29 protein-coding genes are annotated in these 25,540 nt (G+C 70.0%); 16 read left to right on the top strand and 13 right to left on the bottom strand.

The features are described 5' to 3' along the window. Positions 1–452: 452 nt before the first annotated feature. The 4 genes from ACFV2O_RS11245 to ACFV2O_RS11230 all read right to left on the bottom strand — a co-directional run bounded on the left by ACFV2O_RS11245 (position 453) and on the right by ACFV2O_RS11230 (position 2,243). The gene (locus ACFV2O_RS11245) at positions 453–710 is read right to left on the bottom strand and encodes a DUF4235 domain-containing protein (protein ID WP_355077613.1); all 258 of its coding nucleotides are present in this window, start codon (positions 708–710) and stop codon (positions 453–455) included. Then, entirely contained in the window at positions 707–1,102 is a 396-nt protein-coding gene (locus tag ACFV2O_RS11240; protein WP_379251717.1) for a DUF3618 domain-containing protein, read from the bottom strand. Before ACFV2O_RS11240 ends, ACFV2O_RS11245 begins: the two co-directional genes overlap by 4 nt. Beyond that, positions 1,099–1,515 carry a phage holin family protein gene (locus ACFV2O_RS11235; RefSeq protein ID WP_379251716.1) on the bottom strand — a complete coding sequence of 139 codons (417 nt, stop codon included), beginning with the start codon at positions 1,513–1,515 and terminating at the stop codon, positions 1,099–1,101. The genes ACFV2O_RS11240 and ACFV2O_RS11235 overlap by 4 nt, the downstream gene beginning before the upstream one ends. Positions 1,516–1,694: 179 nt before the next feature. Then, a complete protein-coding gene (locus tag ACFV2O_RS11230) occupies positions 1,695–2,243 on the bottom strand; it encodes a TerD family protein (protein WP_379251715.1) in 549 nt (182 codons plus the stop codon). Positions 2,244–2,574: 331 nt separating this feature from the next. Here ACFV2O_RS11230 and ACFV2O_RS11225 point away from each other — a divergent pair, with 331 nt between their 5' ends. Next, positions 2,575–2,865: a hypothetical protein gene (locus ACFV2O_RS11225; protein ID WP_379251714.1), complete on the top strand. Its 291-nt coding sequence runs from the start codon at positions 2,575–2,577 to the stop codon at positions 2,863–2,865. Between the two features lie 12 nt (positions 2,866–2,877). Here the strand turns inward: ACFV2O_RS11225 and ACFV2O_RS11220 are convergent, their stop codons facing one another. Beyond that, the gene (locus tag ACFV2O_RS11220; protein WP_379251713.1) at positions 2,878–4,029 is read right to left on the bottom strand and encodes a glutamate--cysteine ligase; all 1,152 of its coding nucleotides are present in this window, start codon (positions 4,027–4,029) and stop codon (positions 2,878–2,880) included. Between the two features lie 145 nt (positions 4,030–4,174). Between ACFV2O_RS11220 and ACFV2O_RS11215 the strand changes: the two genes are divergently transcribed. Together ACFV2O_RS11215 and ACFV2O_RS11210 are read left to right on the top strand one after the other, a co-directional pair. After that, positions 4,175–4,510 (top strand): hypothetical protein, encoded by a 336-nt coding sequence (locus ACFV2O_RS11215; protein WP_379251712.1) that lies wholly within the window; start codon positions 4,175–4,177, stop codon positions 4,508–4,510. A 72-nt stretch (positions 4,511–4,582) separates the two neighbouring features. After that, positions 4,583–5,533, top strand: coding sequence for an FAD-dependent oxidoreductase (locus ACFV2O_RS11210; RefSeq protein WP_379251711.1), 951 nt, complete (start codon positions 4,583–4,585; stop codon positions 5,531–5,533). A gap of 25 nt (positions 5,534–5,558) precedes the next feature. Here ACFV2O_RS11210 and ACFV2O_RS11205 read toward each other — a convergent pair whose 3' ends face one another. After that, the gene (locus ACFV2O_RS11205) at positions 5,559–5,936 is read right to left on the bottom strand and encodes a hypothetical protein (RefSeq protein WP_379251710.1); all 378 of its coding nucleotides are present in this window, start codon (positions 5,934–5,936) and stop codon (positions 5,559–5,561) included. 208 nt (positions 5,937–6,144) lie between these two features. On the opposite strand from ACFV2O_RS11205, the gene ACFV2O_RS11200 reads away from it, so the two are divergent. Further along, on the top strand, positions 6,145–7,410 hold the full coding sequence (locus ACFV2O_RS11200) for a helix-turn-helix domain-containing protein (RefSeq protein ID WP_355077629.1): 1,266 nt from the start codon (positions 6,145–6,147) through the stop codon (positions 7,408–7,410). Here ACFV2O_RS11200 and ACFV2O_RS11195 read toward each other — a convergent pair. Both ACFV2O_RS11195 and ACFV2O_RS11190 read right to left on the bottom strand, forming a co-directional pair. Continuing rightward, entirely contained in the window at positions 7,350–8,132 is a 783-nt protein-coding gene (locus ACFV2O_RS11195) for a histone deacetylase (RefSeq protein WP_379251709.1), read from the bottom strand. The two genes, ACFV2O_RS11200 and ACFV2O_RS11195, sit on opposite strands and share 61 nt — an antisense overlap. A gap of 133 nt (positions 8,133–8,265) precedes the next feature. Continuing rightward, positions 8,266–9,189: a LysR substrate-binding domain-containing protein gene (locus ACFV2O_RS11190; protein WP_379251708.1), complete on the bottom strand. Its 924-nt coding sequence runs from the start codon at positions 9,187–9,189 to the stop codon at positions 8,266–8,268. Positions 9,190–9,306: 117 nt separating this feature from the next. On the opposite strand from ACFV2O_RS11190, the gene ACFV2O_RS11185 reads away from it, so the two are divergent. Both ACFV2O_RS11185 and ACFV2O_RS11180 read left to right on the top strand, forming a co-directional pair. Next, on the top strand, positions 9,307–10,293 hold the full coding sequence (locus ACFV2O_RS11185) for a YeiH family protein (RefSeq protein ID WP_379251707.1): 987 nt from the start codon (positions 9,307–9,309) through the stop codon (positions 10,291–10,293). Between the two features lie 123 nt (positions 10,294–10,416). Then, positions 10,417–10,812: a PPOX class F420-dependent oxidoreductase gene (locus ACFV2O_RS11180; RefSeq protein ID WP_356962108.1), complete on the top strand. Its 396-nt coding sequence runs from the start codon at positions 10,417–10,419 to the stop codon at positions 10,810–10,812. On the opposite strand, the gene ACFV2O_RS11175 is transcribed toward ACFV2O_RS11180, so the two are convergent. Next, positions 10,809–11,072: a helix-turn-helix domain-containing protein gene (locus tag ACFV2O_RS11175; RefSeq protein ID WP_379251706.1), complete on the bottom strand. Its 264-nt coding sequence runs from the start codon at positions 11,070–11,072 to the stop codon at positions 10,809–10,811. The two genes, ACFV2O_RS11180 and ACFV2O_RS11175, sit on opposite strands and share 4 nt — an antisense overlap. Before the next feature lie 102 nt (positions 11,073–11,174). On the opposite strand from ACFV2O_RS11175, the gene map reads away from it, so the two are divergent. Further along, a complete protein-coding gene (map, locus tag ACFV2O_RS11170; RefSeq protein WP_356962111.1) occupies positions 11,175–11,939 on the top strand; it encodes a type I methionyl aminopeptidase in 765 nt (254 codons plus the stop codon). 4 nt (positions 11,940–11,943) lie between these two features. On the opposite strand, the gene ACFV2O_RS11165 is transcribed toward map, so the two are convergent. After that, a complete protein-coding gene (locus ACFV2O_RS11165) occupies positions 11,944–12,660 on the bottom strand; it encodes a glyoxalase (protein ID WP_379251705.1) in 717 nt (238 codons plus the stop codon). A gap of 112 nt (positions 12,661–12,772) precedes the next feature. On the opposite strand from ACFV2O_RS11165, the gene ACFV2O_RS11160 reads away from it, so the two are divergent. Beyond that, positions 12,773–13,321: a helix-turn-helix transcriptional regulator gene (locus ACFV2O_RS11160; protein WP_355077641.1), complete on the top strand. Its 549-nt coding sequence runs from the start codon at positions 12,773–12,775 to the stop codon at positions 13,319–13,321. Positions 13,322–13,389: 68 nt separating this feature from the next. Then, entirely contained in the window at positions 13,390–13,773 is a 384-nt protein-coding gene (locus tag ACFV2O_RS11155) for a PPOX class F420-dependent oxidoreductase (RefSeq protein WP_379251704.1), read from the top strand. Between the two features lie 10 nt (positions 13,774–13,783). Here the strand turns inward: ACFV2O_RS11155 and ACFV2O_RS11150 are convergent, their stop codons facing one another. Together ACFV2O_RS11150 and ACFV2O_RS11145 are read right to left on the bottom strand one after the other, a co-directional pair. Then, complete coding sequence (locus tag ACFV2O_RS11150) at positions 13,784–15,100, bottom strand: metallopeptidase TldD-related protein (RefSeq protein WP_379251914.1); 1,317 nt, start codon at positions 15,098–15,100, stop codon at positions 13,784–13,786. 68 nt (positions 15,101–15,168) lie between these two features. Further along, the gene (locus tag ACFV2O_RS11145; protein ID WP_379251703.1) at positions 15,169–16,698 is read right to left on the bottom strand and encodes a TldD/PmbA family protein; all 1,530 of its coding nucleotides are present in this window, start codon (positions 16,696–16,698) and stop codon (positions 15,169–15,171) included. 166 nt (positions 16,699–16,864) lie between these two features. On the opposite strand from ACFV2O_RS11145, the gene ACFV2O_RS11140 reads away from it, so the two are divergent. Continuing rightward, positions 16,865–17,512: a TetR family transcriptional regulator gene (locus tag ACFV2O_RS11140; RefSeq protein ID WP_356962114.1), complete on the top strand. Its 648-nt coding sequence runs from the start codon at positions 16,865–16,867 to the stop codon at positions 17,510–17,512. Here the strand turns inward: ACFV2O_RS11140 and ACFV2O_RS11135 are convergent, their stop codons facing one another. Continuing rightward, positions 17,513–18,280 carry a TSUP family transporter gene (locus tag ACFV2O_RS11135; protein WP_355077647.1) on the bottom strand — a complete coding sequence of 256 codons (768 nt, stop codon included), beginning with the start codon at positions 18,278–18,280 and terminating at the stop codon, positions 17,513–17,515. 107 nt (positions 18,281–18,387) lie between these two features. On the opposite strand from ACFV2O_RS11135, the gene ACFV2O_RS11130 reads away from it, so the two are divergent. From ACFV2O_RS11130 to lnt, 6 genes are all read left to right on the top strand, one after another. After that, positions 18,388–19,560: a sensor histidine kinase gene (locus ACFV2O_RS11130; protein WP_379251702.1), complete on the top strand. Its 1,173-nt coding sequence runs from the start codon at positions 18,388–18,390 to the stop codon at positions 19,558–19,560. A gap of 133 nt (positions 19,561–19,693) precedes the next feature. Further along, positions 19,694–20,353, top strand: coding sequence for a response regulator transcription factor (locus tag ACFV2O_RS11125; RefSeq protein WP_039798341.1), 660 nt, complete (start codon positions 19,694–19,696; stop codon positions 20,351–20,353). 92 nt (positions 20,354–20,445) lie between these two features. After that, positions 20,446–20,928, top strand: coding sequence for an FxsA family protein (locus ACFV2O_RS11120; RefSeq protein ID WP_379251701.1), 483 nt, complete (start codon positions 20,446–20,448; stop codon positions 20,926–20,928). Positions 20,929–20,982: 54 nt separating this feature from the next. Further along, positions 20,983–21,237, top strand: coding sequence for a hypothetical protein (locus tag ACFV2O_RS11115; protein ID WP_356962121.1), 255 nt, complete (start codon positions 20,983–20,985; stop codon positions 21,235–21,237). Between the two features lie 40 nt (positions 21,238–21,277). After that, the gene (locus ACFV2O_RS11110) at positions 21,278–22,876 is read left to right on the top strand and encodes an amidohydrolase (protein ID WP_379251700.1); all 1,599 of its coding nucleotides are present in this window, start codon (positions 21,278–21,280) and stop codon (positions 22,874–22,876) included. Positions 22,877–23,542: 666 nt separating this feature from the next. Then, positions 23,543–25,213 carry an apolipoprotein N-acyltransferase gene (lnt, locus tag ACFV2O_RS11105; protein ID WP_379251913.1) on the top strand — a complete coding sequence of 557 codons (1,671 nt, stop codon included), beginning with the start codon at positions 23,543–23,545 and terminating at the stop codon, positions 25,211–25,213. Positions 25,214–25,540 lie beyond the last annotated feature (327 nt).

Below are 25,540 nucleotides of genomic sequence, written 5' to 3'. Positions count from 1 at the left end.
TCCACCTCCCGTGCCGGCGACGCGTCCTCGGCAGTACGCCACGTCGACCTCCGCTCCGGTTCACGTCTCTTGCGCACGGTTTCTCGGCGCAGAGAGCGACCACTCCGCGGCCAACTTACCCCATCCCGTCGTGCGCTAATCACACTGTGCGCCCGCTCGCGCCTCCGACCAGGCGGTCTCGTGCGGCCGGACAAGCTCGTTGCGCCGGTCCGACGGCTGCCCGATCGTGGCTCGAAGGAGCTGTGACACAAGAGCCGACCTGAAGGGGGCCGATCCCCATCAGCGGCGCGACGAAGCATGCCCGTCGTGCACCGCCGAGGCGGACGATCGACCTCGGTGACGGGTGCGGCTTCGTGATGACGCCGGGATGCAGACGCACACCGAATTGCCGCCGTGACTCGAGAACGTCGAGTCACGGCGGCAGTGATTTCGAGCTGCGGCGATGCGCCGCGTTATTCCGGCCAAGTGCCGGTGAGCGATTCGTAGCCCGTCGCGCCCGCGCGGTCGATCGCGGCCTTGACCAGGCCGAAAACCGCGCCCTGCAATGCCGCGGCGAAGAGCACCTCGCGCCAGGAATGATCCCGCGCGGTCGACGTCGGGGCCTGCCGCTCACCGGTGATCTGCTTCCACACCTTGGTGAACACGGCGTTCGCCGCGAGGCCGCCGAGCACGCTGATCAGCAGGCCGAGTGGTTTGTAGAGCGTCTTCATCGCCGCCTCCGCACGATCTGCCAGACCACGGCCGCGAGCACCGCCGCGCCGAGGGCAGTGGGAATCGGATGGGCGCGCAGTGCGCCACCGGCCTGCCTGCCGCGTTCGGCCACCGGCTCCGGTGTGGCCGCCGCCACTCGGTGGACGAGGTCGGCCGCGCCCGTCCTGGCCTGCTGGGCCTTGTCCGCGACGGTGAGCGCCGCCTCGGACGCCGCGTGCTGAGTCGCCTCGACGGCGTCGTGCGCCTTCTCCTTGCTGCGCGCGGGCACATCGAGTTTGTGGCCCAGCTCTTCGACCGTGCGGCCGAGATCCGCCCTGGCCTGGTCGCGGTCGCGCCGCAGGGCCGCGACGTCGTCGGTGGGCCGGTCGGCCCCGGGTCGGCTGTCACTCATCCCCGCCTCCTGTCCTTGATCACCTCGATGTCCTCGCGAACGCCCTCGACCGCTTCCTGCGGGATCGGCGGATTCGCCTCTTCGACGCGCTTCTTCCCGGCCAGACCGAGCACCGCCGCGACCACCAGCAGCGCGCCCGCGACGATCAGCGCGGACGCCCAGCCCGGCAGCACCTCGGTGAGGCCGAGCACCGCCGCGGCGACCAACGCCGCCCCGCCGTAGAACGCCAGTAGCGCCGCCACGCCCGCCAGGCCCGCTCCGAGGCCGAACCGTTTGCCCTTCTCCCGCATCTCGACGCGAGCGAGCCGGAGTTCGTCGCGGATGAGCCGGGACACCTGGGTGGTGGCGTCCTCGACCAGTTCGCTGACCGACCGTGCGTTCGCGGGCGGGCGAACCTGTGTCGTCCCGGTCATGAGACCTCCTTCGGCATGTCACACCTCCTGCCCGGCGACTACCCGCGCGTCCGAATTCCAATCGGACGCCGCGGCCGGTCCGGCGGGGGAGGGATGTGCGACGCGCGAAGCGGCCGACGCCAGACCGTAGCTCGCGATGAGACCGAAGCCGTTGCGGCGCAAGCCGAATCGCTACGAGGTCATTCGATGTACGGGCCGAGCTGCGGAATCGCCTCGATCGGGTGCCGCGCCCGCAAGCCCGCGCCGACGTCCTGGAAGTGCCAGGCGCCCTCGGTGCGACGCACTCGACCGAGCACCAGGCCGGTGTGCGAGCCGCCGCCGGTCAGCTCGTGGCGGGCGAGCTGGGCGCCCGCAACGGTGTCGATCACTCGGCAGTACGCGTTCGCGATCCGCTCGAAGGTCTGGCCGGTGTAGCAGGTGATGAGGAACAACACCGTCGTCACCTGCGCGGCGAGGCGGGACAGATCGACGCTGATGATCTCGTCGTCACCCTCGCCTTCTCCGGTGATGCTGTCGCCGTGCAGGCGGACGGCCCCGTCGGTCGAGCTGAGCTGCTCGTGGTACACGACGTCGACGAGCCGGTCCGCGGCGAAGAGCAAGGCCGCGACGTTGAGATCGATCTCCTCGCGCCGGCCGAAGAAGCGCGAACGGGCGGCCGGATCCCAGCCGAGCGCCACGGTGACGTGTTCGAGCGGGACGCCACGCTCGTCGCGGAGCTCGGTGCGCATCGGTGACTCCTCTGCGTCGGAGAGCGGGCGCGGCGGCCTCTGGCGCGTCCGCCGACGTTCCGGGCCGAAACCATAGGAACGACTTCGGCGGACGAGGAGCGTACCCGTTTTCGGCTCGAATATGGCGAGAATCCAATCCGCGAGACGGTGCGCCGCGAAGTCAAGGCATGCGGGTTGGCACGAGGCAGGTGCGCCGAGACCGCGGTGCGGGTCCATCCACGCATGGTCGTACGCCTGCGGAGTCGGCGGTCAGCTCGCGCGTCGAGGTCGCGGCGAGGCCGCGATCGGCGCACCCAGGGCTGCCGGTCGGGTCGGTCGAAGGTGACCGGCGATGACCGGCGCCGAGCCGTGTCGCGCGAATCTGCTCGATCTGGCGTACCCGTACGCGATGGACGCGGTGGCCGAGATCGAGCGCAGGCGCATCGAAAACCGGGTCGCGACAGCCGAATCCGGCACCGCAGCGGCGTTCGTCGGCGCGGTGCGGCGTATCCGGGACACGTTGGCGGCACTGAGCGCGACCGCCGCGGTGAATCCGCCACCCACCCTCGAGTCGAAGATCCTGCGGGCGATCGATGATTCGAGTCCGAGCGCGGACCAGCGCGGCCGACCACGCAGCGCATAGCCACCGTCGCGCTCAGCTGAGCGGCGCTCCGGTCGCCGGTGTCGCGCGGGAACTTCCCGGCTGGTCGCAGCCGTCGAGGGTCGCGCGCGCCACCTCCTCGACGACGTCGTCGATCTCTCCGCGCGCCCGCAGCGCCGCGATCTGTCGGTGCGCGCCGTTACCGCGCGCGAGCAGGCGGCCGAACGCCTCGTCGACGAATCGGCGGTCGCCCGCGTCCTCCAGCGCGGGCGCGGCGTAGTCGATCAGCCGGCACAGCAGGTCGCGCACGGGCGCCACCGTGCCGTCACGAGGATCGACGCCGTCTCCGGCCAGCCCCGAACGCGCTGCCTTCCAGTACGCCGCCCGCAACATCTCCGCGGGCACCTGCGGCGCGAACTGCCCCGCCGCCAGCGATCTCTCCGCCATCACGACGACGGCGCGCACCAGCGCGGCCAAGAGCGCGGTCTCCTCGACGGTGGCCGGAATGTCGCTGACCCGTATCTCGACGGTCGGGAACGAGACCGAGGGACGGACGTCCCAGTAGACCATCTGCTTGTCCAGGATGCTGCCGCTGTTGAGCATCATCGCGACCATCGCCTCGTAATGCCGCGCGGATTCGAAGTACGGAGGTGGTCCGGCGCTGGGCCAGCGCCGCCACAGGATGCTGCGCCAGCTGGCGAAGCCGGTTTCCGTGCCGCGGTAGATGGCGGAGTTCGCGGTCATCGCGAGCAGTTGCGGTAGCCACGGCCGCAGGTGGTTACTGACCTGGATCGCGGTTTCGACGTCGGGGATGCCGATGTGCACGTGACAGCCCGACAGCCCCTGCTCGTGGGCGAGCATGCCGAAGTTCTCCTCGATGCGCTGGTAACGCGGGGTGTCGGTGACCGGGAACTCGTGCGGGACGGTGGGCGGGATGCCGACCGCGAGCAGGCGGGCGTCGTTGCGCTCGGCGCATGCGGCGATGCCGCGGCGCAGGTCGCGCAACTGCTGGTGCAGTGCGCCGATATCGGTGTGGACCGCGGTGCTGGTCTCCACCTGACAACGGGTGAGTTCGAGTTGCAGGTCGATGCCGAGTTCCTCTGCGGTACGCGCCACCTCGACATTGCGTGCCAGCGGTTCGCCGGTGCGCGGGTCGACGAGCAGGAACTCCTCTTCCACCCCGATGGTCAGCCGCCCATCGTCCATGGATTGGCATTACCCACGGGCCGACGGGCTAGTCAACCGAACGAGTCGCGTTCGCCGATCAGTTGCCGGTCGGCTTCGACGAGGTTCGAACGGCCAGAGGGCGGCGACGCGAACGACGGGGGGCCGCAGGAGAAGAAGTTGTCGCATGTTTCGGATCGCTGCACGTGTCGCCGCTACCGGGCCTGCGCCCGTGATCGTCGCCGCTGCTGGCGCGGGGGTGGCCGCCCCGGGACCGACGTTGTCGGCGGACAGCCAGGAGGAGGGCGCCATCGCGGTGGGCAGCCAGCCGCCGTCGGAGAACTGGAACTGTGTGTTGATCGGCTCGGCCGAGGCGGCCGGTCCCCGGGTGGACATGGCCGGTACCGGCGAGAGCCGGGGCGGGTTCGCGGAGGGCAGTACCGTGGCCGCGGCCTGTGCCGGGCCGCAGTGGCCGGTGGTGGCCAGGACGACCGGTGTCACATCGCTCGACGATGCCGACTGATCGGCCCGCGCCTCCCATGGGCGGTGCTGCGGGAACAGCGCTGGGCGGGTAGGGCTCGATACTCTCGCTCCCATGCGGATCGTCGTCCTCGGCTCGGGCATCTCGGGTCTGTCCACCGCGGCCGAACTGCTCCGAGCCCGGCACGAGGTCATCGTCGTCAGCGCCGAGCCGATCACGGCGACGACGTCCTTCCTGGCCGCGGCGGTCTGGTTTCCGACGGCCGCCGGTCCCGCCGATCGCGTGCTGGCCTGGAGCGAGACGACTTTCGAGCACTTGGCGGCGCTGGCCGCCGCGGAAGCGCCGGGTGTGCGGATGTGCGCGTCCATGGCGCTGTATCGCGACGAGCCCGCGATTCCCGCGTGGTCGCGGTCGGTGCGCTCGTTCCGGCAGGCCGATCGGGTGGACCTGCCTCCGGGCTACGGATTCGGATTCCGTTTCGAAGTTCCTTTGGTGGAGATGCCGACCTACCTGCCGTTCTTGAGCGCGCAGGTGGACGCGGCAGGCGCGCGTCGCGTGCCGCGTGCTGTGCGGAGCCTCGATGATCTCGCGGACCTGTCGCCGGACGTCGTGGTGAACTGCGCCGGTCTGCGGGCCGCCGAGTTGGTGGGCGACCCGGAGGCGTATCCGATCCGCGGCCAGATCGTGCGGGTCGCGAACCCCGGGCTGTCGGTGTCGGTCCGCGACGAAGCCCATCCGCTCGGTCGCGCCTACGTCCATCCCCGGGCGAACGATTGCGTCCTGGGCGGTTCGCTGGACACCGGCGAGTGGGACACCGCGCCCGACCCCGACCTCACCCGATCTATCCTGCGGCGCTGCCGCGATCTGGTCCCAGGGCTCGACGGCAGTGAGGTGCTGGACGCCGTGGTGGGACTGCGCCCCGGTCGCCGAGAAGTCCGCGTGGAACTCGACACCGCCGTGCTACCCGGCACGCCCGTCGTCCACAACTACGGCCACGGCGGCTCCGGCATCACCATCGGCCACGGATGCGCGCTGCAGAGCGCCGCGCTCGTAGCGGCGCTGTGATCAGCGGCCGGTGCGTCGGCCGCGCTCAGTTGGCGTAACTGCGCGCCACCACCGAGTTCAGCGTCTCCAGGAATTCGCTGAGCACGCCGGGCTCGACCCGATCGCGCGCGGTGCGCCGTCCGGGGGAATCCGCGGCGGGTGCGGCGAGGCCCGCGTCGACGCTGTCGCGCAGGACGGCGTGCACCGCTTCGATCGGGATGCCCGCCTGGGCGCATCGGGTCGCCGCGTGCTCGAACCGGCCCAGCGCCAGACTGCCCGCCGCCTCGGCCGCGTCGACCAGGACGAGGGCCAGTTCCAAGCCCATTCTGATCAGCGCGTCGGGACCGCCGCGATGGGCGCCACGAGTGAATCTCGCGGACACTTCGGTGATGTCCCGATCTTCTTCGTGCGGGCCGATGTTCATGGCCCTCCCTCCGCGCGGCGACCCTGCTGCCACCGACGTTACGACGGGGATCGAAAGAATTCGACCGCGCGATTACGACTTGTGAGGCTTCACAGACGCGCGTCGCCCGTTTCGGGTGGTGTCCCCAACCGGAGGCTTGGACCTCGGCACGCCGACCCGGTCAAGTTACCGTGGAGTACTTTCCGCGATCGGGGAGGGAAGGAGTCACATGTCCATCACCGATTCGGCAGGCCCGGATCTGACCCTGTCGGGCCGCCCGGCCAGTTCTTCACTGCGGGACGTGCGGAATCTGTCGCGCAAGATGGTCGGCCATTTCATCGAGACCGTCGCGCACTGCCGGACGCTCCCCGGTGAGGCGCTCAACGGCGACATCACCAACATCACCCGCCTGTGTCTGGAACTGGCCGTCAGCATGCTCGACGGCAGTGACATCCCGGAGAAGACCCTCCTGCTGCGCAACGCCGCGGCGGGCTGGGCGCGAGAAGGCATTCCGATCGACACCATCCACCACGCCGTGCACGAGGGATTCAAGCTCGGCTTCGACCTGATCGTGGCGAACGCGACCGCCGCGGACTTCGACAGTCTCAAGGAGATCAGCCGCCGCCTGCTGGAGATCCTGGACACCATCACCTCGACCGTCTCGCGGGCCTACGTGACCGAGTTGCGCGCCGTGGTCGGCGAGCACCACACGGCCGCGCACACCCTCGCTTCGGCCCTGCTCGGCGGGCACCCCACCTTCACCATGGCCCGCGAATGCGGAATCCAGATCGCCGACTCGTATTCCGTTGTCGCCCTGGCAATTCCGCCGCACCCGGAGGAGCGCAACCCGCATCTCGACGGTGCGGTGGTCGCGCGGCGGAAGCTGCGCCGGGTGCAATCCGAACTCGCCACCCGCTGCGGTGAATCGGTGTTGTCGCTGCTCAGCGTCGACGGCGGCACCATCCTGCTACCGTCCGCGTCGCCGGAGGACAAGTCGCTGGACGAACTGGTGGACAGTCTCGGCCGCGCCGCGCAGGTGCCGATCGTCGCGACGGTGATCGCCGCGACCCCGGTCGAAGTGCCGACGGCCGCCGACCGCGCGCACGAGCTGCTGGACATGGTGCAACGGCTGCGCTGGACCCGCGGACTGTTCCGCTTCGACGACCTCGCGCTCGAATATCAGCTCACCCGGCCCGGACCCGGACTGGAAACCCTGCGCACACTGCTCGACCCACTCGATGAGCACCCCGAACTACTCGAGACGCTCAAACGTCATATCGGCACGAATCTCAATCGCCAGCGCACGGCGCGATCGCTGCACATCCACACCAACACCGTGGACTACCGGCTCAAGCGCATCGGCCAGCTCACCGGTTTCGACCCCGCGCAGGCATCCGGGGTGTGGTACCTGCGTGCGGCGTTGGTCGCCCGCAGCTACCGGGACTCCGAGGACGAATCACCGGTCGGTGCGTGGGCGGGGGCGGTCTCCTCATAGGTTCGGCGCACCACTTCATCGTCGCCGAGCAGGGCATGGACCGTCTCGGGGGTCCAGCGCCGGTCGGCGCCGGGCCGAGTGGCGAGATAACCCGCGGTCGCGCGGGCGGACCAGCCGTGTGCCGCGCGCAGGCCCGCGGCCAGATACCGCAGGTAGGCGGCGGCGGGCGGATTGCCCCGAACGTCGCGACAACGCCACGGGGCGGTGAAGGTGAGCACCGGGTGCCCGGCGTGCGTTCCCGCGCAGACCAACGTTTCGTAGCGTCCCGGGCCGAGAGTCATCGTCCCCTGCGCGATCGCCTCGCTGAGATCCATGTCCGCCCCCGGGGCGCGATACATCTCTTGCGCCACGATGTCGGAGAACTGGGCGGTGGTGAGCAAGTGGGCGTGCACGGCCATCTCGCCCGGGCAGTCGGGGTCGTAGAAAGCGCGGCCGCCGGTCCAGGTCAACGATTCGGTGGCGAAATACAGCACGCCCCGGAGCAGGAGGGGCGTCGAGCGGATCGGGTCGGCGTTGTCGCGGCAGCCGGGCAGCGTGAGTGTTCCGCCTGCGGGCTTGCCACCGCGAAGATAGGTCCGCAGCCTGGCCAGACTCATATTCGAGCCGTACGCGGCGTACCAGACCGGATCCGTGCGCACGGGCGGCTCGGACCGACTCACGTCCGGTCGCGCGCTGGGCGCTGTCGCTGTCGCTGTCGCGCCGTCGGTATGCCAGGCCGTCATGGCACCCATTCTCGACTGTTCGCGACGTAGCGCCCACCTGACATTTCCGGCCGAAGGACGCGGTCGGCCGCCGACGCGGCGTCATTCCTTGCCCGTCGGCCGGGTGGGTGCCCGTGTGCGCGGACCGAGTGCTTCACCGGTTGCGCGCCACGCCGCCGTCCGCGGCGCACCGGGCCAGCGCTTCCGCGGGTCCAGACGGAGGAGCTTGCCGACGCCAGATGACACGGAATTCCCGGGTGAGCACGACGGAGTCGGCCGTGGGCACCTCCACGAGGGCCGCGCTGTCCAGATCGGGCGCCGCGATCAACCGGCTCAGCACCGCGGGTGCGACTCCGGCCCGCGCCGACGCGACGATCGCCGCCGCCGAGCCCAGTTCGGCGGCCGGGCGGGCAGGCTGGCACTCCGCGCCCAGGATTTCCCACACCGTGTCGCGGGTGCCGGATCCAGGCTCGCGCCACAGCAGGGGAGTGGTCGCGAGTTCGCGCAATGTCACCGGCCGTCGGCGGTGTGCCCACCGGTGGCCGGGCGCGACCACGACAACCAGATCGTCGGCGCCGAGCACTCGGCTGCCGAGTCCGGGCGGCGGGTGCGGTCCCTCCACGAAACCGATGTCCGCCCTGGCGTTGCGGACCAGTTCCTCGACATGCCGGGTGTTGTCGACTTCGAGGGATACCGCCACCTCCGGATAGGACTCGCGGAAAGCGTCGAGCCACTGCGGAATGCGATGGTCGGCGATGGTCTTCGACGCGGCGATCCGCAGGTGTGGCACCTGAGCGGCGTGCAGCGCGGCCACACCCGCGCCGAAGGCCCGCGCCGCGTCGAGCACGGCTTGCGCGTGCGCCACGACCGAGCGCCCCGCGTCGGTGAGCGCCGACCCGGTGGGCCCGCGATCCAGCAGCCGTAGCCGTAGCCGTCGTTCCAGGGCGCTGATCCGCATGCTCGCGGCGGGCTGGCTGATGCCGTGCCTGCGCGCGGCCGCGCCGAGGCTGCCCGACTCCGCGACGGAGACCAGCAGGTCGAGCACCTCCAGATCAGGTGTTCCTGGCGGCAGCGTCATGGGCAGATTATGAGCCTGCTGCGCTGGAGCGGCATTCCCCGCCCCATCAGCGCGGCTTATGAGGTGCTGTCGTCCCGACGGCTACCCGGACAGATCGTTTGCCGCGATCGTTGTCGAATGACGCATCTTCGCCGGCACGGGCCCGGCCTTCTGGTGGCAGCGGTGCTCGCCACCGCCGCGACTTTCCTGGGCGCGGTGTGGCCCGTCCTCGGCGTGCCCGTGCTCGCCCTGGCCGGTGGCGCGATGTTCGGTGTTTTCGCACGCCGCACGGGGAGCGAGCGATTCACTCCCGGGCTGGCCTCGGCGCAGCAACGATTGCTCGGCGCCGCCATCGTCCTGCTCGGTCTCGGGTTGCCCGTCGGCGCGGTGGTCGGCGTGGGCCGCGGCACGATAGTCGTACTGATCGGCACATTGCTCGTCGGCGCCCTGGCCGCGCTGGTTGTCGGCAGGCTGCTGGCCCTGGACCGGGATTCCGCCATCCTGGTGGCGGTGGGCACCACCATCTGCGGGGCCTCCGCCATCGCCGCCGCCACGGCGGTCATCAAGCCCGACCGCGAGCGGGCCGCCTACGCACTCGGCACCATCTTCGTCTTCAATGTCGTCGCGGTGCTGGTCTATCCGCCGCTTGGCCACCTGCTCGGCATGTCCGAGCAGGCATTCGGCTTGTGGGCGGGCACCGCCATCAACGACACGTCCTCGGTGCTCGCCGCCGGCGTGGCGTTCGGATCCGCCGCCGCGCATTTCGCCGTCATCGTCAAGCTGGTGCGCAGCCTGGCGATCGTCCCGCTGTGCGTCGGATTGCACTTCGGAGCCCGGCGCGATTCCGGCGTCACGCCACTGTGGCGCACCATTCCGCTGTTCGTGGTGCTGTTCCTCGCCGCGTCGGCCCTCGCCGCCACCGGCGTGATCCGGCCCTCGTGGACGACCGCCCTGAGCCATGTGAGCGCCTGGCTGATCGCCGCCGTCCTGGCCGCCGTCGGCGCCACCCTCACGCCGCAGCGCCTACGCACCGCAGGCCATCGCCCCCTGCTCTTCGGCGGCATCCTCTCCGTCATCCTCGGAATCTCCAGCCTCGCGCTGCAATTCGCCACCGGCTGGTGGTGAGCAACATACGAATTGTGGCGGCGGCTCGACGGACACGGTTGCCGCCACCTACGCCCATACACGTAATCGCGAACCGTCCTGCGGTCGGATGTCGCCGCCGTCGCGCGGGCCTACCGTTGCCCTATGACGTGGAACGAGATGAGCCAGAGCAAATACGTGCGGCTGACCACCTTCAAGAAGGACGGGACGCCGGTCGGCACACCCGTGTGGGTGGCTCCGGATGGTGACCGGATCGTCGTGTGGACCAATCCCGAGACCTGGAAGGTCAAGCGGATCCGCCGCAATCCGGACGTCACGCTGCAGGTCTGCGACGGGCGCGGCCGACCGACGGCGGCGGAGGTCCTGCCGGGCAGCGCGCGCATTCTGGACGCGGACGGCACCCAGCGCGTGCGCGATGTGGTCGCGGACAAGTACGGGATCATCGGCAAGCTCGCCATTCGCGGGCACAAGCTGCTGCGCGGCGCGAACGCGTCCGTCGGGATCGCGATCGCTCCGAAGGCGACAGTCGATCCGGCCTAAGCGGATTCGGCGAGACCGGCCGAGCGCCAGATGTCCGCGAGATCGTCGAGCGGGATCGAGAGCGCCTGTGCCAATGCCACCACGGTGCCGAAAGCAGGCGAGGGCAACCGTCCGGTCTCGATCTTGCGCAGCGTCTCCGGTGAGATCCCGGCGGCGTGGGCGACGTCGGTGAGTTCGCGGTTCGCGCGGGCCGCGCGCAGGGCGGCGCCCAAGCGGCGACCCGACTCGAGCTGCGCGGGGGTCAACGGGAGGCGGACCATGCGCTCAGGCTACGGACGGCAGTGCGAGGTCGCAAGACGGATTGGTATTAAAATACCGGCGCAGTTAGGGTGGTATTAAAATACCGGCGCACTGGAGGAATGATGGTCGAGTTGAAGAGCCCCGCGGAGATCGCGCGGATGCGAGTGGCGGGGCGCTTCGTCGCAGACGTGCTCGCCGAGTTGCGCGACCGGGCGCGGGTAGGGGTGAACCTGCTCGACCTGGAAGCCCACGTCCGAGAACGCATCCGCGCGCGCGGAGCCCAGTCCTGCTACTGGGACTACGCGCCCTCGTTCGGGCGAGGACCGTTTCGCAATACCGTCTGCCTGTCGGTGAACGACGCTGTGCTGCACGGACTTCCGTTCGACTATGCCTTGCGCGACGGCGACGTGCTGACCATGGACCTCGCGGTCGGCATCGAAGGCTGGGTCGCGGACGCGGCGACCACGGTCGTGGTCGGCTCGGCCGCGGAGGAGGACGTGCGGCTGGTGCGGGCGACCGAGGAGGCGCTGGCCGCGGCGATCACGGTCGCGGTGCCGGGCAACCGGATCGGCGACATCTCCGCCGCCATCGCCGAGGTGGCGCGGGCGTACGGCTATCCGGTGAACACCGAATTCGGCGGTCACGGCCTCGGCCGCACCATGCACGAGGACCCGCACGTGCCCAACGACGGCCGCCCGGGGCGCGGCTATCGGTTGCGCCCCGGACTCACCATCGCGATCGAACCGTGGTTCGCGCGCACCACCGACCGCATCGTCACCGATCCGGATGGCTGGACCATCCGTTCGGCGGACGGCTCCCGCACCGCGCACTCCGAGCACACCATCGCGATCACGCCGGACGGGCCACAGGTGCTGACCGCGGCGTGAGGGTCTAAGTCTCCGACAGCCAGGAAGACAGGTCGTCGGAGGCGCGTAAGTCGTCGGCGATGAACGCGCGTTCCTCGGCGGACAGTTCCATCGCGCGCAACTCCGCCCGGAATCCATCGGCTCCGCCGGGGTCGCCGGTCGCGACGGCGAGTTCGGCGAGCGCCGCCAGTGCCCGCGCCACGTCGAGCCGAGGCGCTTCGCTGCGGAACCGGCCGAGACCGACCTCGAGCACGCGGAACGCGGCCTTGTCGTCGGTCTTGAAATCGCGCAGGATGCGGGCGTTGTCCAGCACTCTGGACAGCCCGTCCAGCTCCTTCGATCCGCCGTACTCCACCTTCGGGGGTTCGTCGCGCTGGATGTAGATCACCTGGTTGCCCGCCGGATCGATGACGGTGAACCGGGACTGCCCCGGCCGGAAGCGGGTGATCCGGGGCAGACCCTTGGCGGGGATCTTGCCGTAGCGGCTGCGCAGCGCCGCGGAGAAGGCTCGATGCCTGCTCGCGACGTCGTCGACCATCACGAGGCAGCCTGCGCGTTCGGCGGGGATGTCGGAGTCCTTCGGCGCGGGCACGAAGTGCAGGGCGCAACCGTGGTCCTCCACCGCTCCGTAGACGTAGGGACGGGTCTGCTCATGGGTCACCGTGTAGCCCAGCGTCCGGTAGAAGTCGAGCGTGTCGGTCAGGTCGCCGGTCCAGAGTTGCGGTACCGCCGTGTCGGCCATGAAAACTCCCATTTACCTGCGGTAGTCAATTTTGACTAGGTGAGCGTAGCGATGGTTTTCGCCGGAAGTCAAACTTGACTACCATGCGATCTCGGAGCGGAAGGAGTTCGCGATGTCGGTGGTGCGCCTGCTCGTGCTGGGGGTGATGCGCCTGCGTCAGCCCGTGCACGGCTACGCGGTGCGTCAGGAGTTGCTGTCCTGGCGGGCCGAAACCTGGACGAACGTCAAGCCCGGCTCGATCTATCACGCTCTCAAGCAGCTCACCCGCGAGGGCAAGCTGAGCGCGTTCGGCACCCAGACCAGCGACCAGGGCCCTGGGCGCACGCTGTTCGAGCTGACCGAGGCGGGAGAGGCCGAGTTCCGCGGGCTCATGGACGAGGCGCTGGTCAGCATCGATATGGAGGAACTGGGCGCTGCCATCGCCTTCATGGACGCGCTGCCAAGGGCGCACGTCATCGCGAAATTGCGGGAACAGCGCCGCCGCAGCGAGGAAGTGCGCGCCGACCTGCTCGCCATGATCCCGGACTTTCCCGGGCGGTACGAAGCGCCGCACGCGACCGATCTGCTGGAGCTGTGGAGTGGCGTGTTCGAGAACCTGTCGAAGTGGACCGACGGAGTACTGGCGCGTCTGGAAGCGGGGGAGTACCGACTGCCGGAGTGAATGTCCGGCACGAACCCGCGCCTTTCCCGCCTCGCTCACCGCACCGGGATGCGGGATACGCTGCCCGCATGACGATTTCGCTGGACGCCGTCGCCAAGGCGGACTACGTGCTGCTGACCACCTTTCGCAAGGACGGATCGCCCGTCGGCACCGCGGTGTGGGCGGTGTCCGAGAACGGCAAACTGTACGTTTGGACCGTGACCGACAGCTGGAAGGTCAAGCGCTTGCGCCGCAATCCGGCGGTCAGCGTGCAACCGTGCAGCGCGACCGGCAAGCCGCACGGCGCGGTGGTCGAAGGAACCGGACGGATCCTCGATGCCGAGGGCACGGAGCGGGTCCGCAAGCTGCTGCGGCGCAAGTACTGGCTCACCGGTCCCCTCGTCATCCTCGGCAGCAACCTGCGGCGCGGCAAGTCCGGAACCATCGGCATCGAGATCGACCTCGAGGCCTGACCCGCCGCGCTCAGGTCGCCTGGCTGACCGACGACATGTGGAAGTCCGGAATCCGCAAAGGCGGCATCGCGGTCCGGGTGAACCAGTCCTTCCATTCCCGGGGCAGCGTGAGCTCGGTGGCGCCCGCCTCGCTCACCCGCCGGAGCACATCCAGCGGGCTCTCGTTGAACCGGAAGTTGTTCACCGCGGCGGTGACCTCGCCGTTCTCGACGAGATACACCCCGTCCCTGGTGAGACCGGTGAGCAGCAGCGTCGCCGGATCGACCTCACGGATGTACCACAGGGTGGTCAGCAGCAAGCCGCGCTCGGTACGCGCGATCATGTCGTCGATCGTGGCGTCGGAACCGCCGGTGAGCAGCAGGTTGCCGCCGGGAACCGTGGCGGGTGCGTCGAACTCGGCGGCGGTGGCGCGCGGATAGATCAGCGCGGAGATCACGCCGTCGCGCAGCCAGTCGACGCGCTCCGCGGTCAGGCCGTTGTCGAACACCGACATCGATTCCGACGACGCGGTCGCCGCCACGAACGGCTGATATTCCAGTCCGGGCGCGTGCGGATCGGAGTAGAGCGTGAGCGGGATATCGCTCAGTCGCTCGCCGACCCGGGTCCCGCCCGCTCGCGCGAACGCCGTGTGGCCTTCCTGCGCGCCCCTGCCCTCCATCGACCAGGCCAGGTAGATCATCAGGTCGGCCACGGTGGAGGGCGGCAGCAGCGTCTCGTAGCGGCCCGCTGGCAGCTCGACCTTGCGCTTGGCCCAGTCCAGGCGGCGGGAAAGGTCCGCGAGCAAGCCGGATACGTCGACGTCGGTGAAGTCCGCGGTACCCACCCCGACCCACGCGCTGGCCAGATCCGCGCCCTCGGCGCGTTTGCCGTTGATCTCCACCGAACCGGTGGGTTGCACGAAGCGGCGCCGGATGCCGGTCGAGGTGCCCAGCCAGGTGGTGTGCATCTGGTGATGGGCGAAGCCGTAGAGGCGGTCGGCGCTGTCGAATCCGGCGGACAGGCCCTCGGCCAGATCGGTGAACACCTCGATGCCGGTGCCGGTCGCCGGGGCGGCCCAGTCGTGGTCGACGGTGTCGGGCTCCAGCAGCGGCATCGCGTCGCGCGCGGGTTCGGCGCCGCGCGCGGCCTCCTCGCTGGCGCGCACGACGGCCTCGATGTCGTCGGGGTCGACGCTGGACGAGGCGATGGTGCCGACGCGGGCCAGCGTGGGCCCCTCGCGGAACACCGAGATCACCGCCCATTTGCGCGACACCGACGACCCGTTGGTGGTCATGGAGTTGCCCGCCCAGCGCAGTGACGCCTCGTGCTCGTCACGGACGATCACCATGGCCTCGTCGGCGCGCGACAGCGCCAGCGCGCGCTCCACGGTCACGCCGGCGGGGAACAGATCGTCGCTCACTGGCCTGCCTCCGTCCGGGTGTTGAGAATGTTGACGCCGCGCACCAGGACCGACGGGCAGCCGTGGCTGACCGCGGCGACCTGGCCCGGCTGCGCTTTCCCGCAGTTGAACGCGCCGCCGAGCTGCCAGGTCGACGGCCCGCCGACCGCTTCCATCGCGCCCCAGAAGTCGGTGGTGGTGGCCTGGTAGGCGACATCGCGCACCTGGCTGTCGAGCTTGCCGCCGCGAATGCGGAAGAACCGCTGGCCGGTGAACTGGAAGTTGTAGCGCTGCATGTCGATCGACCAGGACCGGTCGCCGACGATGTAGAGGCCGTCGTCCACCCGGGAGATGAGTTCCTCGGTGCTGGTGTCGCGGTCGGGATCCGGTTGCAGTGACACGTTGGCCATGCGCTGGATCGGCACGTGATGCGCCGAATCCGCGTACGAGCAGCCGTTGGACCGCTCCAGGCCGAGGCGCGGCGCGAACACCCGGTCCAGTTGATAGCCGACCAGGATGCCGTCGCGGACCAGATCCCAGCGCTGCCCGGCGACGCCCTCGTCGTCGTAGCCGACCGTGGCCAGCCCGTGCGCCTCGGTGCGGTCGCCGGTCACGTGCATGATCGGCGTGCCGTAACGCAGTGACCCGAGCTGGTCCGGAGTGGCGAACGAGGTTCCCGCGTAAGCGGACTCGTAGCCGATGGCGCGGTCGTACTCGGTGGCGTGGCCGATGGATTCGTGGATGGTCAGCCACAGGTTGGTCGGATCGATGACGAGGTCGGTCGGCCCGGCCTGCACGCTGGGCGCCTTCACCTTCTCGGCCAGCCACTCCGGAATCCGGGCCAGTTCGCCGTCCCAGTCCCACATGCCGTCGGCCCCGGTGACGTATTCCCAACCGCGGCCCACCGGTGCGGCGAGCGTGCGCATGGTCTCGAACACACCTGCCGACGCGTCCACGGTGATCGCTTCGAGGCTCGGGTGCAGCCGCACTCGTTGCTGGACGATCGAGGAGCCCGCGGTGTCGGCGTAGAAGGTCTGCTCCTTGACCTGCAACACGCTCGCGGTGACGTGATCCACTCCGTCGGCGTGCGACAGGCGCTCCGAATAGTCCTGCAGCAGCGCGACCTTCTCGCCGGTCGGGACGGCGAACGGGTCGACGTCGTAGGCCGACACCCAGCGCGCGTCGGCGTAACGCGGCTCGTCGGCCAGCTCGACGCGTTCGCGGTTGAGTGCCCGCAGCGTGGTCGCGACCGTGACGGCGGTGCGCGCCACTTCGGCGGCGGTACCGGGCGTGAGCGCGGCGTGCGACGCGAAACCCCATGTGCCGTCGACGATCACCCGCACGGCGAAGCCGAGTTCGGTGCTGTCGGTGACGGCCTCCACGCGCCCGTCGCGCAACCGGATCGATTGGGTCACCTGGCGGTGCACCCGCAGGTCTGCGTGCTCGGCGCCGGCCGCCGTGGCCGCGGCCAGTGCGGCGTCGGCGAGCGCGGCCAGTGGCAGGCCGAGGAACTCGGCGTCCACGTCTCTGGAAGTCGCGATGCTCACCCGCACCAACCTAGTCGGTCTCGCCGCGGGTGCGCGGTGATCACACGCCGTGCGACAGCGCATCGGGTGCCGATTCGCGCGCGATGCGTAGTGGCGCTGGGTGAACGGCGCGCGCGACACTCGGGCTTTACCGCGTGTTGCTCGCCGGATGCCGTACTGTGCCCGCGTGCCGCCATCCGCCCTCCGTGACCGTAAACGCGAACGTACCCGCCGAGCCATTCTGGAAGCCGCAGCCGAGCTGTTCGAGACGAGCGGCTACGAGGAGACCACGGTGGCCGACATCGCCGCGGCGGCGGACGTCGGCACACGCACGTTCTTCAACTATTTCGCGAGCAAGGAAGAGCTGCTCTTTCCGGAATCCGACGAGCGGGTGCGCGCCGCGGTGGCGGCCATCGCCAGCAGGCGTCCGGGCGAACGGCCGGTGGAGGTCGTGCTGCGCGGGCTGCGCGCGGCGGGTGACAACCCCGGCGAGCACCTCGTCGACGACCTCCATGCCCGGATCGGGGCGCTGCGCGCCCAGGTGTCGCGGACGGTGCCCGCGGTGAGCGGCCGCGCCGCGCACGCCCAGCTGGTCACCCAACGCGAGATCGCCAGGCAGTTGCACAAGGCGTTCCCCGCCGAGCTCGACGAGGTCGGCGCCGCCGCGTTGGTCGGCGCGGTCGTCGGTGCGGTGTCGGGTGCGTTGACGGTGCTGTTCCAGCGACCGGTGGCGGGAGTCGAGGACGGCGAGCGCCTGCAGCGCGAGATCCACGAGACCACCTCGCGGGTGCTGCAACCGTGGCTGGCCACCCAGCACCCCCAACCGGTGGGCTGATCAGCCGAACTGCTGCCAGCCCAAGCGGATCACCATCCCGATCACCACCACCAGCAGCACGACGCGGACGAACTCGGCGCCCTTCCGCAGCGCCATGCGCGCGCCGACCACGGCGCCGAGGACATTCGCGACGGCCATCCCCGCGCCGAGTGCCAAGAGGATGTGCCCGGTCGCCCCGAAGAAGAGCAGAGCGCCGAGGTTGGAGCCGCAGTTGATCACCTTCGCCATCGCGGCGGCCCGCACGAACTCGGTCCCGAGCAGGGTCGCGAAGGTGATGATCAGGAACGTTCCGGTGCCGGGCCCGAGCAAGCCGTCGTAGAAGCCGATCAACCCGGCCGCCAACGCCACCGTGAGGACTACCTTCCGCCTGGTGGGTGGATGCGTGGCCAGGGTGACGCCGATCGACGGACGCAGCGTGACCACCACCGCGACACCGACCAGCACCACCATGACGATCGGAATGAACAGTTCCCGGTCGATCAGCGAGACCGCGGCCGCGCCCAGTGCCGCCGCCCCCGCGGCGATCACCGCCGCGGGCAGCAGCACCCGCCAGCGCATCGGCACCTTGCGAGCGAAGGTCAGCACCGAGGCGCTGGTCCCCGCGACCGCGGCGAGCTTGTTGGTGCCCAGCGCGGTCTGCGGCGCGATCCATGGGGCCACCACGAACAACGTCGGCAGCACGATCAGCCCGCCGCCACCCACCACCGCGTCCACCCAGCCCGCCGCCGTCGCCGCTGTCAACAAAACCGCCCAGTCTCCGATCTCCACCCGGTCAGACAACCAGACCGCGGATCCGGACCCTGCCCGGTGCCGGGGACGGGCAGTCGTCGGCTGGGCCGGGTCGCCCGCGTGCCGAGGCCACCTACTCTGATCCGGTGCGTCGTTTCAGTCTGTGGCTCCGGGGCAAGCCCGTCGTGGCCGACTCGGCGCTGGCGGCGATTTTCGTGCTGCTCGAGATCATCGGTGTGGGGAACGCGCACAACAAGCTCGCCTACCTGGCCATCGGGGTGCTGCTTCCGCTGCCGCTCGCCCTGCGGCGGGTGTATCCACGGGCCATGGCGGCGGCCACCTTGGCGTTGTCGCTGACCGAGACGCTGGTGGGCTTCCTGGTCCAGGACGACGCGGACCACATCGCGCAGCTGTCCCACGGCATCATGCTGTACACGCTGGTCGCATACGTCGGCAGGCGGGACGGACTGTGGTACGGGCTCGGTCTGGTGGTGGATCTCGTGCTCTCGATCGTCGCGATCGGGAAGCCGTCCGGGTCCGACAGCGTGTTCACCGCCATGTTCTACGCCTTGTGCTGGACGCTCGCGGAGTTCATCGGCGCGCGGCACGCCTACGACGCCGAGGTGGCGGCCCGGCTCGCGGTCGCCGACTACGACAAAGAGCGTCGCGCGCACGACGCCGTCGCGGCCGAACGCACCCGCATCGCGCGGGAACTGCACGACGTGGTCGCCCACGCGGTGAGTGTGATCATCGTGCAGGCCGACGGGGCGAAGTACGCGCTGCGCCGCGACCCGGACGCGGCCGAGCAAGCGCTCGCCACCATCGCGAGCACCGGCCGGGAGGCGCTGCGCGAACTGCGCAGAACCGTGGCCCTGCTGCGCACGGAGCACGCGCCCGACCAGTTGCCCCAGCACGGCACCGCGGGCATCGCCAAGGTCGTGGAGATGATGCGCGGCACCGGCCTGGCCGTCGAGCTGGAATTGACCGGCGAACTCGACGACATCGCGCCGGAGGTCAGTCTCGGCGTGCACCGCATCGTGCAGGAATCGCTCACCAACACGCTGCGGCATGCCGGGCCGCATCCGAAGGCGTGGGTGCGGGTGCGCCGCACCGATGCCGACGTGCTGATCGACGTCACGGACACCGGCGGGCCGTCGCCGACGGAACCGGCCGCGCGCATCCAGGGCAGCGGTCTCGGCTTGGTGGGGATGCGTGAACGCGTCGCCGTGCTCGGCGGCAGCCTGGACGCGGGCCGCCACGCGGACGGAGCCTGGCGGGTGCACGCCAGCATCCCGCTGCGTTCCGACCCGGCGGACTGAACGAGCCGCCCGACCGCTCGTTGCGTGAAAAGTAATGAGCGGCAGTGGAATTCGGCCCATGTCGACCGGTAGGCGAGACCGGCGCCGCAACTGCCGCCCGGCGCGGCGAAGCGGCCACGTTACATTGGGGAACGTGCCGATCACCGTGCTCGTCGTCGATGACCAGGAACTCATGCGGATGGGATTGAAGATGGTGCTCGGCGCGCACCCGGACATCGAAGTGATCGGCGAGGCGGCCAACGGCGCGGCCGCGGTCACCACAGCGGCGGAACTGCGTCCCGACGTGGTGCTGATGGACGTGCGGATGCCCGTGGTGGACGGGGTCGTCGCCACGACCCGCATCGTGGAGGCCGGGCACGGCAGCCGGGTGCTCGTCATGACGACCTTCGATCTCGACGAGCACGCGCTCGGCGCGCTGCGGGCGGGGGCGAGCGGATTCCTGTTGAAGGACACCCCGCCGGAGGATCTCGTCTCGGCCATCCGCAGCGTCGCCGCCGGTGACGCGGTGGTGTCGCCGAAGGTCACCAAACGTCTGCTGGACCGGCTCATCGCGGAGAACCCGGCGCGCACCCGCGACCCGGGCGTGCTCGATGTGCTCACCGCCCGCGAACGTGAAGTGCTCGAGCAGATCGCGGCAGGCCGCTCCAACGCGGAGATCGCCGAGCAGTTGTACCTCTCGGAGGCCACGGTCAAGACACACGTGGGCCGGGTGCTGACCAAACTCGGTCTGCGCGATCGGGTTCAGGCAGTCGTGCTCGCCTACGAGACCGGGCTGGTGCGGCCGGGCGGATGACGGCGCGGGCTCTCAGCGACCTATCAGGCGAATCACGGAGAAAAAACCGGGCGCGAGACGTTGACCGGGGTAGATCGTCCGAAAGGATCGCCATGCCCGCCTTGTTGTTCGTGCTGTACGTCGTCGTGGAAATCGCCGCGCTGGTCGCGGTCGGTCAGCTGATCGGCGCGTTGCCGACCATTCTGCTGCTGATCGCCGGATCGGGAGCGGGCATGCTGCTGGTCGGTTCGCAGGGACGGCGGGTGTTCGAGCAGTTCCGCCGGGCCGCGCGCGGGGAAGTGGCGCCAGGGACCGCCGTGGCGGACGGCGCCCTGGTCGCGGCGGGCGGTGTGCTGATGTTCGTACCCGGCCTGGTCACCTCGCTGTTCGGTCTGCTCCTGCTGCTGCCGCCCACGCGGTTGCTGGCGCGTCCAGTGCTGGCGGCCTTCGCCGCACGGCGCTTCGGCAAGCTGGTCGCGACCGCGCCTTACCGTGGGGTGGTCGTCGACGGCGGCGACGTGGTGGACGGCGTCGTCGTGGGGCAGTGGTACGACGACGGTCAGGGCAACGCGCGCCGCGCGATCCCCTCGTCCTGAGTGAACTCGCCGCACCCGGTTCCGTGTCGCGCCGCGAAGGGCTATCGTGACGCGATGACCACCGAGCAACTCACCGTGACGGTGAGCGAAGAGCTGGCCGCCGCGGTGAAACGAGCGGCCGCCGCTGCGGGACAGTCGATTTCCGGATTCACGGCCGCGGCGCTGCGGCTGGAGCTGATCGCCGTGGAGGCGGGCTGCCTGCCCGCGGCGGCCGGGAGAACCGGCGGTACGCCGCCGGAATACGCGGAGGTGATGGCGGTGCTCGCGCAACCGGAGGATCTGGACCGCCACTCCGTGCTGAACGCCTGACCGAAACCGCCGAATCGGGCATGGGGCAGACTGGTGCCTCGTGAGTACCCAGTTGCTGATCGGCGGCCGTTTCTACAGTGCCAGTTCACCCGACGCCACGGCGATGGCGGTGAGCGACGGAACCGTCGTCTGGCTGGGCGCCGAGCAACCCGGACGGGCGCTGCATCCGGATGCCGAGATCGTCGACCTCCACGGCGCCTTCGTCGCGCCCGCGTTCGTCGATCCGCATGTGCACGTCACCGCGCTGGGCCTGAAGCTGACCGGGCTCGACCTGTCGGCCGCCCGGTCGCTCGAACACTGCCTGCGGCTGCTGCGGGAGTTCGCCGAGGCGCACCCCGACAGCGCGGTACTGGGTGACGGCTGGGACGAGACCACCTGGCCGGAGGGACGGCCGCCCACCGTCGAGGAGATCGACGCGGCGGCGGGTGCGGGCAGGCAGGTCTATCTCTCCCGCGTGGACGCGCACTCCGCGGTGGCGTCCTCGGCGCTGCTGAACGCGCTGCCCGGGCTGGCGGCGACCGACGGATTCACCCGAGGCGAGCCCGTGCGTGCCGCCGCCCACCACATGGTGCGCGCCGCCGCGCTCGCCGGATTGACTCGGGCACAACGGGATCGAGCGCGCGCCGCGGCACTGGACCACGCCGCCGCGCGCGGTGTCGTCGCGGTCCACGAATGCGCGGGACCGGAGATCGCGGGCCGTGACGACGTCCGCGAACTGCTCGAATTCGAGCACGGCGTCCAGGTGCGGGCCTACTGGGGCGAGGCGGTGCGCAGCGCCGAGCAGGCTCGCGCCCTGATCGACGAACTCGGCGTGCACGCACTCGGCGGCGACCTGTTCGTCGACGGCTCCTTCGGATCGCGCACGGCGTGGCTGCGCGCACCCTACTCCGACGAATCCGGCTGCGGCCGAAGCTATCTCGATGTCGAGGCGATCGCGAATCACGTCCGCGCCTGCACCGTCGCCGGCATCCAGGCCGGATTCCACGTGATCGGCGACGCCGCCATGGATGCCGTGGTCGCCGGTGTCGAACGGGTGGTCGCCGAACTCGGCGGTCCCGCCGTCGCGGCGCTGGGGCATCGCGTCGAACACGCCGAACTCGTCGATGCCGAGCACATCTCCCGCCTGGCCCGCTGGGGCGTGATCGCCAGTGTGCAGCCGGGATTCGACGCCGCGTGGGGTGGAACCGACGGCATGTACGCGGCTCGGCTCGGCGCGGAGCGCGCCGCGGCGCTGAACCCGTTCGCCGCCATGGCCTCCGCGGGCGTGGCCCTGGCGATCGGTTCCGACGCCCCGGTCACCGCGCTCGATCCGTGGGCGGCGGTGCGTGCCGCCGCCGGGCACCGCACGCCCGGCCACGCCCTGTCCCCGCGGGCCGCCTTCGCCGCGGCAACGCGAGGCGCGTGGCGCGCGGGCGGAGTTCGCGACGGGGTGGCGGGCACACTGGTCCCCGGGGCGCCCGCCTCCTATGCGATCTGGGATGCCGGCGAACTGGTCGTCAGCGCGGCCGCCGACTCGGTGCAGCGCTGGTCCACCGACCCGCGTTCGCGCGTCCCTGGGTTGCCCGCGCTGGAGCCGGGCGCGCCGCTGCCCACGTGCCTGCGCACCGTGCACCGGGGAGTGACGATCTATGCGAAGTGAGCGCGTGATGGCGGAGTCCGCGACGGTTCTCGGCCGTCTCGTGCCCGGCGTTCGGGTGCACGGGGCGGCTCGTGAGCGGCTCGGCTCGGGCCGGGCGAACAACACCCCTTGCCGAGTGCACTCTGTTCGTCCACGGCGGTCCGATGTGGCACTGCGTGCCAGTACTCCATCTTCTCCGTTTGCCGGACGCTCTCCGGTGAACCGTGGCGCCACCGCGGATCGGTGCGAGAACCAGCCGCATAACCGAGCGTGGCGGCTAGCGATTTCGCACGCACCGGCTGGAACGCTGCGGTCTGTCCGACGGAGCGCGAGCGGCGAACCGATATCGCGTACGCGGCGGCTAACGATTCAGTGGGGCCCGGCGATGAAAAAATGGATACCCGATGACTCGAGTATCCGCCGTTTTCCGGGCCTCGCCTCCGCTCGGTCGGCCGTCTGGTGTGAATACGCCCCCGGGCGAGTCGATCGGTTGGGCGAGTCGCCTGCGCGCACTCGAAGCATGGCGGACTTGATATTCCGTGTGATAAACATCACGTCCATTGCTGGGTCGAGATTTGTCGAGCGGCGTGGGACGGACTCGGACCGATGGACGGCTCGGTTGTCGACCGCCGACTGGCGAGGGCCCGCACGGTGGCGGACGGTGGCCGAGTGATGGTGCGAGAGCGAATGCTCGCGTCGGTGCGGCAGGCGTCCGCGGTGGCGCGCGATCATCCGGTGGCGACGCGGTCGGTGGCGGCGGTCGTCGCGGGCTTGTTGCTGTTCGGCAGCTTCCCGCCCAGGCCGTGGTGGTTTCTCGCCCCTTTGGGCGTGGCGGTGCTCACGCTCACCGTACGCGGCGACGGCCGCCTGCGGGCGGGCTTCGGCTACGGATTTCTGGCCGGGCTGGCGTTTTTCGTCCCGCTGCTGCCGTGGACCGGCATCTACGTCGGACCGCTGCCGTGGCTGGCGCTGTCCACCGCCTGCGCGGTCTACCTCGGCGTCTTCGGCGTGCTCGGGCGGTTGGTCGGCGCGTTGCCCGGCTGGCCGCTGTGGGTGGCACTGGCCTGGGCCGCGACGGAGTGGGGCAGGTCCAGCTTCCCGTTCGGTGGTTTTCCCTGGGGCCGTTTGGCCTTCGGTCAGGCCGACGGCTGGTTCCTGCCACTGGCGGCGATCGGTGGAGCCCCGCTGGTCGGGTTCGCCGTCGCGCTCACCGGAACCGGGCTGGCCGCGTTGGTCTCTATGTTGTGGTCGGTGCGTACCACGGATGACGCGCGCGAAACCACGGTCTCCGAGAACGGCGCGCCCGAGTCGACCGCCGGGAGCGGACCCGTCCCGGCGACCCGACTGGGATACGCCGCTGTGGCTTTCGCCGTCTTGATCATGCCGCTCAGCGGTCTGCTGCTCCGGTCGGCTCTGCCGGATCCGGACGCGGGCGACCGAACGGTCACGGTCGCGGCGATCCAGGGCAGCGTGCCCCGCCTCGGACTGGACTTCAACGAACAGCGGCGGGCCGTGCTGGACAATCACGTCCGGCGCACCGAAGAACTGGCCGACGAGGTGGCGGCGGGCCGCGCGCCGCGCCCGGATGTGGTGATCTGGCCGGAGAACTCCTCCGACATCGATCCTTTGCGCAACGCCGACGCCGCCGCCCTGATCGCCGCCGCCTCCGAGCGCATCGGCGCACCCATTCTGGTCGGCGCCGTGCTGATCAACCCGGACCGGACGACGACCAACTCGGTGATGGTGTGGAACGGCGCGGCGGGTCCGGGAGACCGGCACGACAAGAAGATCATCCAGCCTTTCGGCGAGTATCTGCCGATGCGGAGCTTCTTCCGGCATTTCTCCGAATACGCCGATCGGGCGGGGTATTTCGTACCGGGAAATGGTGACGGAGTTGTGCACGCGGCGGGTATCGACATCGGCGTGGCGACGTGCTACGAGGTCGCTTTCGATCGCTCGTTCGAGGACGCGATGCGCGCGGGCGCCCAACTGCTCACCGTGCCGACGAACAACGCGACCTTCGGCGACAGCGAGATGACCTATCAGCAGCTGGCCATGTCCCGCGTTCGCGCCGTCGAACACGGCAGAGCGCTGGTCGTCGCGGCCACGTCGGGTGTCAGCGCCGTCATCGCCGCCGACGGCAGTGTGCGGCAGGAATCGGCGTTGTTCGCGCCCGCGGCTCTGGTCTCCGCGCTTCCGTTGCGCAACGACACCACTCTCGCAACACGAATCGGGCCCGCGCCGGAGCGAGTTTTCGTTATCCTGACGGCTGCCGCCGCGCTGGCCGCGGCCCTCCGGCGGCGATCTGCTACCCGCGTGGATGAGCGAAGCGGCCGTCGAGCCGTCGACGACCGATAGATCCTGTCGAACCAGCTTTTACCGAACACTCGGTTTGTTCTTGCCCCTACCGCCCCGAAAACGAAGGTGCGTAGTAAAGTTGCGCGCCGTTCGCCAGACAACTGAAGCGATCTGCGGAGTAGCATCGAACAGTCTGGTCAGGGCCCGTTTTGCTTCGGTTCGACCTAGTTGAGTCGCAATGTTTGCGGAAATGTAACCAACCAAAGTGGCCTTCTGCCAAGGACGTTGGATGTGAAACAAATCCAAAACGTCGGCAATCCGGCTGATGCGACGCTCCGAATCATAGGGCGTGGATTACGTCCTACGGCTGGCGCGCGTGCGCTTGCT

Source organism: Nocardia sp. NPDC059691, from assembly GCF_042733915.1.
Taxonomy (GTDB): Bacteria; Actinomycetota; Actinomycetes; order Mycobacteriales; family Mycobacteriaceae; genus Nocardia; species Nocardia sichangensis.
This window is presented reverse-complemented; position numbering and strand designations above follow the sequence as displayed.